Here is an 11,749-nt window from a genome sequence, read left to right on the forward strand (position 1 = left end):
TCCGATCAGGTCGGGGTATCAACATATCTGGCGTTGACTTTTGGCACGCTGTTGAGTTCTCAAGGAACGGACGCTTCCTTTGTACTCACCCGAGATACTCTCTCAGGCTTTCCTCCGGGCTTTCCCTTCGGTCTTGCGTTTCCGACTCTATCAGATCTTTCCGATCCGATTTCCTCGGTGCTTTCCAGGTTCTCGCTTTCGCGTTTCCCTTTCCGGCGGTTCCGACTCTATCAGATCCTTTCGGCCCTGATTCCCCGTCAGAGGGGGTTGTCCTCGCGGCCGTTGGGCCGTTCCGACGTCTCAAACCTTAGCGGACTCTCTCGGCGATTCCCAATCGGGGTGATCGGGCCGCCGAGCCCAATCGGAATTGAATTCGGACATGCCGAATACATTCCCGGTGGGGGTCGTGCTGGTGGTTTGGGTGCCACTGATGCGGCGGAGGTGCTACCGCAGAACCGTTACGGCCCCGTGGCAACCCGAAGAACCTTACGGATCCCCCGGGAGGCTGTCAAGCACGCCTGTCAAGATCTTTAATCGAGGTCGCTGAGCCGGCCCCCGGCGTCCGGCTGGGCGTGTTCCACCCTGCGCAGCAGGCGGGTGAGAACCTCACCGAGCGCGGTCCGGTCGTCCGCGGAGAGGTCCTGGAGCAGGTCCTCCTCGAAACCGGAGGCGAGACGCATGGCTTCCAGCCACTTGCTCCTCCCCTCCGCCGTCAGCTCCACGATGACGCGGACCCGGTTGGACTCGTCCCGCTCCCGGGTGACCAGCCCCTCCGTCACCATGCGGTCGATGCGGTGGGTCATCGCGGCCGGCGTCAGCCCGAGCCGCTTGGCGAGGTCGCCGGGGCCCAGGCGATAGGGGGCGCCGGACAGGACGAGCGCCTTCAGCACCTCCCAGTCGGTGTTGCTGATGCCGAGCTCGGCGGTCTGCCGGCCGTACGCGACGTTCATGCGGCGGTTGAGGCGGGAGAGCGCCGAGACGATCTTCTCGACCTGGGGGTCGAGGTCCTGGAACTCGCGCTGGTAGGCGGCGATCTGTTCTTCGAGTGTCGGCTCGCCGGCGCCGGAGGTGTCGCCCATGGGCGCAGTATGGCACGCGACTCCTTTGCCTTGAAGTCCTTCGCTGTGTACTCTTTAGCTTCGAACTTTAGCTTCTAAGTCTTCAGGCCTAACGGCTGGAGCGATCGACCCGGAGAGGGTGAACGTGACCAGGGCAAGGGGCGCAGCGATGCGCCGGATTCATGTGGGCAACGCACTCAGCGCGTTCGGACTCGGCTTCACGGTCCCGTACCTGTACGTCTATGTGGCGCAGGTGCGGGGACTGGGTTCGGTGACGGCGGGTCTCGTACTCGCCGTCTTCGCCGTGGCCGCGCTGATCGTGCTGCCGTTCGCCGGACGGGCCATCGTCCGGCGGGGCCCGCTGCCGGTGCTGCTCGTCGCCCTGGTCACCGCCGCGCTCGGTGCGCTGAGCCTCGGGCTGTCGGCCTCCGCGGCGACGGTGCTGCTCTCCGCGGCCGCGCTCGGGGCGGGGCAGGCCGTGATGCAGCCCGCGCTCGCGACGATGATCGTGGACTGCTCCACCGCGGAGACGCGGTCGCGGGCCTTCGCGATGCAGTTCTTCCTGCAGAACCTGGGGCTCGGCGTCGGCGGACTCATCGGCGGCCACCTGGTCGACACCACGAGCGCCTCCTCGTTCACCCTGCTGTTCGCGATCGAGGCGGCGATGTTCCTGCTGCTGGTCGCGGTGATGGCGACGGTGCGGACGCCGCGCTCCCCTCTCATGGAGGAAGCCCCCGGGCAATCCGGCGGCGGCTGGAAGCAGCTGCTGGGCAACCGGGCCATGGTGCAGCTGTGCGTGCTGGGCTTCGTACTGTTCTTCGCCTGCTACGGGCAGTTCGAGTCGGGGCTGAGCGCGTACGGCGTCGAAGCTGCCGGCATCACCACGTCCGCGCTGGGGACCGCGCTGGCGGCCAACACGCTGATGATCGTCGTCGCGCAGTTCGCGGTGCTGAGGTTCGTGGAGCGGCGCAAGCGGTCCCGTGTGATCGCCGCTGTCGGGCTGATCTGGGCGGTCGCCTGGGCCGTGGCCGGGTACGCCGGGCTCGGACACGGCAGTCAGACGATGGCCACAGCCGCCTTCATCTCGACGTACGCGCTGTTCGGGCTGGGCGAGGCGATGCTGTCGCCGACGCTGGCACCGCTGGTCGCGGATCTGGCGCCGACCGGGCTGGCCGGGCAGTACAACTCCGCCTTCGCCCTGGTGAAGCAGCTCGCGCTGGCGATCGGGCCGGCGGTGGGCGGGCCGCTGGGGGCCTCGCTGCACGCGCCGTACATCGTGGCGTTCCTGCTCTTCTCGCTGGGCATCACGGTGCTGGCGGTGCGGCTGGGGCGGCAGCTCACGGACGTACAGAACCAGCCCTCGCTCGCGCGGAGCCGGGTGGTCACGCAGAGCGGGGCGCCGGCCGACACCGTGGCGGCCGCGCAGGCGTGAGCGCGGCCGGCCGTCTCTCCCGGAGGCGGCTCACGGTCGGCTGATCACGGCTTGGGCAGGATGAACTCGCACCAGACCGCCTTGCCGCCTCCGGGCGTGCGTCTGGACCCCCAGTTGGAGGCGATCGTCGCCACGATGGCGATGCCCCGGCCGGACTCGTCCCCGGGCTCCGCGCGGCGGCGTCTGGGGAGGTGGTCGTCGCCGTCGGTGACCTCGATGATCAGACGGCGGTCGGTACGGCGCAGCCGCAGCCGCATGGGGGGTGTGCCGTGCTGGAGGGAGTTGGCGACCAGTTCGCTGGTCGCCAGGACGCCCAGGTCGCGCAGCTCGGTGGGGAAGCGCCAGCTGGCCAGGACGCCGGAGGCGAAGGCACGCGCGCGGGGAGCCGCTTCGACGCCGCCGAGCAGCTCCAGGGCGGCGTTGCGGAAGCGCTCCGCCTCCGCGCCCTTGCGGGCGGGATGCTGGAGGACGAGGACGGCCACGTCGTCGTCGTGGTCCGGGGTGACGCCCGCCGAGCGGACCAGGCGGTCGCAGACCACCTGGGGGGTGCCGGTCGCGCCGGACAGGGCGCGCTCCAGGGCGGCGATGCCCTCGTCCAGGTCCTCGTTGCGGCGCTCGACCAGGCCGTCGGTGTAGAGGACGGCCGTGGAGCCGGGGGCCAGGGGGATCGAGCCGGACGAGTGCATCCAGCCGCCGGTGCCGAGCGGGGGGCCGGTGGGTTCGTCGGCGCGCTCGACGGTGCCGTTCGCGTCGCGGACCAGGATCGGCAGGTGCCCGGCGGACGCGTAGACCAGCCGGCCCTCGTTGGGGTCGTGGATGGCGTAGACGCAGGTGGCGATCTGGTTGGCGTCGATCTCGGCGGCGAGGCCGTCGAGGAGCTGGAGCACCTCGTGCGGGGGCAGGTCGAGGCGGGCGTAGGCCCTGACCGCCGTACGGAGCTGGCCCATGACGGCCGCCGCGCGGACGCCGCGGCCCATGACGTCGCCGATGACCAGGGCGGTGCGGCCGCCGCCGAGGGTGATCACGTCGTACCAGTCGCCGCCGACCGCGGCCTCGGTGCCGCCGGGGTGGTAGGTGGCGGCGACGCGCAGGTCGTCGGGCTCCTCCAGTTCCTGGGGGAGCAGGGAGCGCTGGAGGGTGACGGCGGTCTCCCGCTGGCGGCCTTCGCTCGCGCGCAGGCGGGCGGCGGCCTCGGCGTGGTCGGTCACGTCGGTCGCGAAGACGAGCACGCCGCGGTCGCCGCCGGTGTCGCCCTCGGTGACCGGGGTGCAGGTGAAGGTGTAGGAGCGGCCGTCGGATGCCTTGCGGGACTTGAGGGTGCGGGGGCGGCCGCTGCGCTGGACCTGGTCCAGGAGCGGGAAGAGGCCGAGCTGGTCGAGTTCGGGGAGCGCCTCGCGGGCCCGCCGGCCCAGGGGGCGGGTGCCGAAGGCCGCGACGTAGGCGTCGTTGACGTAGGCGAGGCGGTGGTCGGGGCCGTGGACCAGGGCGACGAGGGCCGGGACGCGGTCGAGGACGTCGCGCACGGGGAGGACGTCGACGGCGGGGACGGGCGGGGCCTCGTCGGTCAGCTGTTCGGCGCGGGCGGCGGGTACGGAGCCGTCTCCCCGCCGGTCCGGAGAGACGGTCGTGTCGGTCCGCGCTGCGGCGCGGCGCTGCGTTCCGGGGAGTCGGGCGCTCCAGCGCGTGAAGTTCACGAATCCTTGCCTCGTGTAGTTGTCGACGGCCGGTGTCCGGGACGGGCCGGGGCCGGCCGGGGCCCGGGGGCCGCGCGTGGGCGAGCGGTGGCGCGCCCGCGGTGCGGGCCCAGTCTGGCAGGGTGCCGACCGGGCCGACATCCGTCAGACGCCGGGCCGCCCGGTGGAGTTCCTGAGTCCGGTCAGGACGACCCCTTCGGGTTGCGCGGAGGTTCCTGAGAAGGCTTTCCACCGGCCGCGAGTTCGAACTCCGCTCGCGGATGTTCGAGTGAACCGAGGGAGACGATCTCCCTCTTGAAGAGGCCGGCGAGGGCCCATTCGGCCAGCACGCGCGCCTTGCGGTTGACGGTGGGGACGCGGCTGAGGTGGTAGGCGCGGTGCATGAACCACGCGGGGTAGCCCTTCAGCTTGCGCCCGTAGACGTGCGCGACCCCCTTGTGGAAGCCGAGGGAGGCGACGGAACCGGCGTACGTGTGCGCGTAGGTGTCCAGGGGCTCGCCGCGCAGGGCGTGGGCGATGTTGTCGCCCAGGACCTTGGCCTGGCGGACGGCGTGCTGGGCGTTGGGGGCGCAGTCCCGGCCCGGCGCAGCGGCGGTGACGTCGGGGACGGCGGCGGCGTCTCCCGCGGCCCACGCATGCGGGGCGCCGTCGACCGACAGCTGGGGGGTGCACCTCAGCCGGCCGCGGTCGTCGAGGGGGAGGTCGGTGGCGGCGAGGACCGGGTGGGGTTTGACCCCGGCCGTCCAGACGACCGTGCGGGTGGGGAAGCGGGAGCCGTCGCTGAGGACGGCGACGCGGTCGGCGCAGGACTCTAGGCGGGTGTCCAGGCGTACGTCGATGTTGCGGCGGCGCAGTTCGGTGACCGTGTAGCGGCCCAGTTCCTCGCCGACCTCGGGCAGGATGCGGCCCGAGGCCTCGACGAGGATCCACTTCATGTCGTCGGGGGTGACGTTGTGGTAGTACCGCGCGGCGTAGCGGGCCATGTCCTCCAGCTCCCCGAGGGCCTCCACGCCCGCGTAGCCGCCGCCGACGAAGACGAAGGTGAGGGCGGCGTCGCGGAGGGCCGGGTCGCGGGTGGAGGAGGCGATGTCCATCTGCTCCAGGACGTGGTTGCGCAGCCCGATGGCCTCCTCGACGGTCTTGAAGCCGACGCCGTGGTCGGCGAGGCCGGGGACGGGCAGGGTGCGCGAGACGGAGCCCGGGGCGAGGACGAGTTCGTCGTACGTCAGCCGGCGGGAGCCCGCTCCCTCCTCCTCGGTGGCGAGGGTGGTGACGGTGGCGGTGCGTGTCGTGTGGTCGACGGACCGTGCCTCGCCGATGACGACGTCGCACCGGTCCAGGACACGGCGCAGCGGCACGACGACGTGCCGCGGGGAGAGGGAGCCGGCCGCCGCCTCGGGGAGGAACGGCTGGTACGTCATGTAGGGGTCGGGCGTGACGACCGTGATCTCGGCCTCGCCCCGCCTCAGTTCGTCTCTCAGGTTCCGTTGCAGACGCAGGGCCGTGTACATCCCGACGTAGCCGCCGCCGACAACGAGAATGCGCGCACGTTCCTTCACCATCCCATGACGCACCCGACGCTCGCGTTTGTCCACAGGCTCGTCGATTTGTGTGACCGGGGATCACCGGGACGCAGGGCGGGCGGGAGCGACGTACCGCGACACGATTGCGCAGGTCAGCGGTGATGGACTCGGGGGCGGAAGGCGGATCATACGGGGCGTATACGATCCGTACTCCGATCGGTGGGCGCTCCGTGCGGAACCTGCCCCTTCTGAATTGACCCCGGCTCAACTATGTTCTCTCCCACGGCGTGTGGGGGAATGCGCTCAGCGGGTCCGCGACGGGCGGAGCCAGGAGCCGAGCCGTTCCACGCACTCCGGCTTTCGATGGCGGGGAGAGTCTCCGGGGGGAGACGTCATTACCGGGGGATTGTCATGCATGTTCAGGACTCTCATTGGTCGTCCGCGTCAGCCGTCGCGCCCGGTGGTGCGATGACCGCGACGACGGGCGGGGCACGCGGGGACGGGGCGCGGACCGCGCCGTTGCGCGTGGACGCCCAGCGGAATCTGGAGCACGTGCTGCGCGCGGCACGCGAGGTCTTCGGCGAGCTGGGGTACGGCGCGCCGATGGAGGACGTGGCGCGGCGCGCGCGGGTCGGTGTCGGCACGGTGTACCGGCGCTTCCCGAGCAAGGACGTCCTCGTGCGGCGCATAGCCGAGGAGGAGACGGCCCGGCTGACCGACCAGGCCAGGACGGCGCTCGGGCAGGAGGACGAGCCGTGGTCGGCGCTGTCGCGCTTCCTGCGGACGTCGGTGGCCTCGGGCGCGGGCCGGCTGCTGCCGCCGCAGGTCCTGCGGGTCGGGGTGGCGGACGAGGCCGACAGCGGCGGCGCCGCTACCGGCGCTCCCGCCGGTGTCGCGTCCGGTGAGCCGCGGGTGCCGCAGCAGCGGCTCCAGCCGGGCTCCGGGGAGCTGCGGCTGGTGTCCGAGGCGGCCGGGTCCGCCGGCGTCGCGGTCGGTGCGGTGGCTTCCGTGCCGGACGACGACGGGGCGGTGGCGCTGCTCGAGGTCGTGGGCCGGCTGGTGGAGCGGGCGCGGGCGGCGGGTGAGCTGCGGCCGGACGTCTCGGTGTCGGACGTGCTGCTGGTGATAGCCACCGCCGCGCCCTCGCTGCCGGACGCCGCCCAGCAGGCCGCGGCCTCGGCCCGGCTGCTGGACATCCTGCTGGAGGGGCTGCGGTCACGGCCGGCGTGAGAGCGCGCGGCCACCGGGTGGGCGGGCCGCGACGGGCGTACCCGCGTGTCTCGCCCCCCGCCCGTCGGGACGGGGCGGCCCTTCCTTCCCCGAACGGCTGAGCGTCATCACCCCCTCGCCCGAAAAGCCCACGGACGAGTGATGCTCCGCTCCGTGGGGACCTGGCCAAAGGCCCGTGTGCCACGCTGACCCGGTGTTCGGGACTGGCTGGGCAGGTGGCGGAGGCCTTCCGCGATGAGTGATGACGGGCGGAACGGCTCACCCGGTGACGACCTCACCGGACCCGGCGGTCCACCGCAGGTTCCCGGCCAGGGCGGACCGACCCGGGTCCCGCACCGCGGCACCCCGGCGGAGAGCGGCGTCCCGGCCCAGCGCGAGGTGCACGAGGACAGCGTCCTCCCACCGCTGCGCGAGCCGTACGACGAGGGCGTGCTGCCCCCGCCGCGCGAGCTGCCGTCGTCCGACGCGGTGCTGATCCAGCGGATGCGCGCGGGCGACGACACGGCCTACGAGGAGCTGTACCGGCGCCACGCGGACGCGGTGCGCCGGTACGCGCGCACCTGCTGCCGCGACGCCCACACCGCGGACGACCTGACCGCGGAGGTCTTCGCCCGCATGCTCCAGGCGGTGCGCGGCGGCTCGGGCCCGGAGCACGCCGTACGCGCCTACCTCCTCACCGCGGTCCGGCGCGTCGCCGCCGGCTGGACCCGGTCGGCGGGGCGGGAGCAACTGGTCGACGACTTCGCGGTCTTCGCCGCGCAGTCCGCACGCACCCCCCGCACGCCGGACGACGACACGCTGGAGCTGGGCGCCGACGTCCGCGCCCTGCGCGAGGCCGAGCAGTCGATGGCCATGCGCGCCTTCCGCTCCCTGCCGGAACGGTGGCAGGCCGTGCTGTGGCACACCGAGGTCGAGGACGAGTCGCCGAGCGAGGTGGCCGTGCTCTTCGGGCTGGACGCCAACGGCACCCGCGTGCTCGCCAGCCGCGCCCGCGAGGGCCTGAAGCAGGCCTACCTCCAGGCCCACGTCAGCGAGACCCTCGCCGCCGACGAACAGTGCGCCCGCTACGCCGACCAGCTGGGCACGTACGCGCGCGGGAGGCTGCGCACCCGGGCCCAGCGGGGGCTGCGCAAGCACCTGGAGGAGTGCGCCAGGTGCCGACTGGCCGCCACGCAGATCGAGGAGGTCGCCGGCGGTATCCCGGCCGTGGTCCCGGTCGCGGTCATCGGCTGGTTCGGCGCCGCCGGGTACGCCAAGGCGGCGGCGCTCATCGCCGGCGGCGCGGGGGCCGGTGCCGCGGGCGCGGCGGCCGGCTCGGGCGGGACCGGCGCCGGGGGCGGTGCCGCGGCCTCCGAGGGCCTGGGAGCACCGGTGAAGGCCGGGATCGCGGCCGGTGTGGTGGCGGTGGCCGCCGCGGCCGCGCTGGTCTTCGCGCTGATCGGCGACGACGCCCCGGCCGGACAACCGCCCCAGGCGGGCCCACCCGCCTCCTCCCCGGTGGCCGAGCCCGCCCCGGACACCCCCGCACCCCCGACACACCCCCACCCACCGGCGACCACCCCGAAACCCCCGCCTCCCCCACCCCCCAGCCCGACCACCTCGACCACCCCGACCCCCACACCCACCCAGACTCCGACTCCACCCCCCAGCCCGGAGCCACCCCCCACTCCCACCCCTGCTCCCACTCCGCCCCCCGAGCCTTCTCCCCCTCCCCCTCCCCCGCCCCCACCCCCCGCCCCGACCGTCCACCAGTGGAACGAGCTGGCGTACGACCTCACCGGCGACGGCACCGGTCCCGAGATGAGGCTCGCCGACAGCAGCTGGGTGTGGCAGCGGACCGCCCTGTCGATCGGCGGCGAGCGCTACCCGCACGGGGTCACGGTGCAGGGCCGCTCCTCCGTGACCATCACCCTCAACGCCTCCTGCTCGTCGTACGACGCCCTGGTGGGCACCGACGACCTCACGATGCGCCTGGGCAGGGTCCACTTCTCCGTGTACGCCGACGGCACCCGCCTGTGGACCTCGGGCGTGGTGGAGGGCGGCGACCCGGCGGTACCCGTCCACGTGGACCTCACGGGCCGCGAGACCGTACGCCTGGTGGTCGAGCCGCACGGCCCCGACGACACCCTGACCCTCGCGGACTGGGCACAGTCACGGTTCACCTGCGCGTAGCCGCGTACGGCGAGAAGAGGCGCCCCGAGCGGGCGAGGACCCGCACCCGCGTACGGCGAGAAGAGGCGCCCCGAACGGGCGAGGACCCGCACCCGCGCACGGCGAGAAGGGGCCGGGCCGGGGGGTGTCCGCCCGCAGCGGTTGGCGCGTCAACGAGGGCCACCCCGTTCCCCGACCGATTCCGCGCCGTTCCGAGGACGGACACCCCCCGGCCCGGCCCCGACCCCAAGACCACCGCACCGCGCAACCGCACCCCCACCGAACCCCCACAGCCCACCCCAGGCACCCCGCACCACAACCACAACCACAACCACAAGCACCGCCCCCGCCCCACCCACCGAACCCGCACAGCTCGCCGCAGGCCCCCTCACCCCCGCCGAACCACCGCCCCCGCCCCACCCAACGCCCCCCGCTGCGGAGCGATCCCCGCCGGCACCGCCCGCTGCCGCGCCGGCGTCCCCGTCCAGCACGTCCCCCGCCGCGCGAGCAACCGCCGCAGCCACAGCTCCAACGACACCAGGTCCGCCAGCCCCGCCAGCGGCAACGCCTCCCCCGCGGCCGCCCCCCGCACCGCCTTGCGCACGACCCGCGCCTCCACCAGCCCCGCCTCCGCGAGCAGCGGCGTGTCGAACAGCCCGAGCAGCGAGTCCGCGGCCACCCGCAGCCCCGTCCGCGCAGCGGAGGCCGCCACCGCCTGCGAAGGCGCCCCCCAGCCACTCGGCAACTCGCTCACCCCCGCCCCCTCCAGCACCGTCCGCAGGATCGCCGCCCGCGCCCCCGGCTGCACCCGCAGCGCCTCCGGCAGCGCGCGGCAGGCGCGGACGACCTGGTTGTCGAGGAACGGCGTGTGCAGCCGCTGGAAGCGGATCTCGGCGGCCTGCTCCAGCACCCGTACCTCCGCCGCCTGCCGGGCCAGCGCCGCCCGCGCCCGGAAGTCACCGGGCCGCTGCCCGGGGCCCACCCCGGACCGCTGCGAGGACGTCTGGAGGCGAACCGATACTTCAGCCAGCGCCTCCCCGGTCAGCCACCGCGCCGCCGGCCCGGGCCCCGCCCAGCCGAGCACGGCCAGCGAGGCCTCCATGGCCCCGCCCCCGTCCGTCGGGGCGTCGAAGCGCCGCCGCAGCAGCCGCTCGGCGAGCACTTCGAGCCCGGTGCGGTACGGCGTCCGCGCCAGCCGCCGGGCCGCCCCGTACACCCGCGCGGGGACCAGTACCGAGCCGTCCGCCTTGGCCAGCGCGGCGACCGGCCGTACGAGATGGCGCCGCTTGCGGTCCATCAGCAGGTCGGCCAGGCGTGCCGGGTGCGCGTCCAGCACCTGCCGCGCCCCGTACCCGGTGAAGTGGTCCGCGCTGCCCGCGGCCAGCCGCGCCCGGTGCCGGGCCGCCGCGACCAGGACGGAGCCCGGTTCGTCCGTGAGCGGCCCGTCCAGCGCGGCGTACGGCAGCACCTCCTCGTCGCCGGCGACGACGACGTGGTGCAGCCGGGGGTTGGCGGCCAGCGCGCCCGCCCGCTCCAGCTCGGCCTCCTGCCCGCCGACGGCCAGGTCGTTGAAGGTGACGGCCAGCAGCCGCTCGCCCGCCCCGGTACCGTGCCCGAGCACGGTCCCCGGCATCCCGGGCAGCCCGGCGGCCAGCAGCGCCAGCGTCCCCGAGGCGGGCCCGCCGGACAGGTCGGCGCCGATGCCCGGGACCGGCATCCCGCGCGCGGCACGCCGTTCCGCTGGACCCATGCCGGGCACCGGGCCGGGGTCGATGCCGTCACCGGGGACGTGCCGCGGAGCGGCGAGCCGGGTGCGCACGGCCTCCACCAGGGCGTCCCGTACGCCGTCCACCGCGCGGTCGGGGTCGGCCGAGGGCGCCGCCACGGCGAGCGAGGCCACCGGCTCGTACCCGGCGATCTCACGCGCCCCGGCGCGCAGGATCAGGGCATGCCCCGGCGGAACGCGCTTCACGCCGTCGTACGGGGTGGAGTCGTCCAGCGCGGCCGGCACGTCGGGGGCGGCGAGCAGCGCGGCGAGGTAGCCGAAGTCGAGGTTGGCCTCGACGAGGTCGGCCAGGGGCAACGCGGCCGTCGCGTACGCCGTGCCGCGTTCCCAGGGGGTGTGGAACACCGGGCGCGCGCCCGCGAGATCGCCGCAGACGGTGATCCGCCGCCCCACCTGGACGACGGCCGTGTAGCTGCCGGGCCATGCCGTCAGATGCCGAAGTGCCCCTCCGCGCGCGGCGAACAGGCCGACGCGCAGCTGCTCGTCGCTGGCACCGCAGATACCGAGGACGGCGATCCGGGTCTGCGGATCGACCGTGACGACGCGCACCTCGTCGGGGCGCCAGTCGCCGACCGCCCACAGGGGATCGGGGTCGCCCCACAACGGCTGGGCGCCCACGGGCTGTACGGTCTCGCCGTCGTACCCGGTGGCCCCCGCGGAGCCGGCCGCGCCGGCGATCCCCGCTGCTCCCACGGCGGCGCTGCTCCACCCCACCAACCACCGCATCGACGCCTCCACAGGCTGGGGACAACCAGTGCACCGTACGAACTGGTCCCATGCTGCCATGAAGGGCGCGCCGCAGAGCATCGGCGGAGCCGCATGTGCTCCCGTGAATGCGCCTCCCCGGATGTCCGCCCGAGGAGGGCAACTTCCTG

Annotated in this window: 7 protein-coding genes; 3 read left to right on the forward strand and 4 right to left on the reverse strand. The window is 73.9% G+C overall.

The features are described from left to right. Window positions 1–530: 530 nt before the first annotated feature. Complete coding sequence (locus AC07FV_RS32900; RefSeq protein WP_356602947.1) at window positions 531–1,079, reverse strand: MarR family winged helix-turn-helix transcriptional regulator; 549 nt, start codon at window positions 1,077–1,079, stop codon at window positions 531–533. A gap of 148 nt (window positions 1,080–1,227) precedes the next feature. Between AC07FV_RS32900 and AC07FV_RS32905 the strand changes: the two genes are divergently transcribed. Beyond that, window positions 1,228–2,490, forward strand: coding sequence for an MDR family MFS transporter (locus AC07FV_RS32905; RefSeq protein ID WP_479091292.1), 1,263 nt, complete (start codon window positions 1,228–1,230; stop codon window positions 2,488–2,490). 44 nt (window positions 2,491–2,534) lie between these two features. On the opposite strand, the gene AC07FV_RS32910 is transcribed toward AC07FV_RS32905, so the two are convergent. Both AC07FV_RS32910 and AC07FV_RS32915 read right to left on the reverse strand, forming a co-directional pair. After that, entirely contained in the window at window positions 2,535–4,184 is a 1,650-nt protein-coding gene (locus tag AC07FV_RS32910) for an ATP-binding SpoIIE family protein phosphatase (RefSeq protein ID WP_479091293.1), read from the reverse strand. A gap of 182 nt (window positions 4,185–4,366) precedes the next feature. Next, a complete protein-coding gene (locus AC07FV_RS32915; RefSeq protein WP_479091294.1) occupies window positions 4,367–5,746 on the reverse strand; it encodes an NAD(P)/FAD-dependent oxidoreductase in 1,380 nt (459 codons plus the stop codon). A 372-nt stretch (window positions 5,747–6,118) separates the two neighbouring features. Here AC07FV_RS32915 and AC07FV_RS32920 point away from each other — a divergent pair, with 372 nt between their 5' ends. Next, on the forward strand, window positions 6,119–6,937 hold the full coding sequence (locus tag AC07FV_RS32920) for a TetR/AcrR family transcriptional regulator (RefSeq protein WP_479091295.1): 819 nt from the start codon (window positions 6,119–6,121) through the stop codon (window positions 6,935–6,937). A 234-nt stretch (window positions 6,938–7,171) separates the two neighbouring features. After that, window positions 7,172–9,109, forward strand: coding sequence for a sigma-70 family RNA polymerase sigma factor (locus AC07FV_RS32925; RefSeq protein WP_479091297.1), 1,938 nt, complete (start codon window positions 7,172–7,174; stop codon window positions 9,107–9,109). A gap of 367 nt (window positions 9,110–9,476) precedes the next feature. Here AC07FV_RS32925 and AC07FV_RS32930 read toward each other — a convergent pair whose 3' ends face one another. Then, window positions 9,477–11,600: an asparagine synthase-related protein gene (locus AC07FV_RS32930; protein ID WP_479091299.1), complete on the reverse strand. Its 2,124-nt coding sequence runs from the start codon at window positions 11,598–11,600 to the stop codon at window positions 9,477–9,479. Window positions 11,601–11,749: the final 149 nt, after the last annotated feature.

This window comes from Streptomyces sp. NPDC045956, from assembly GCF_056430705.1.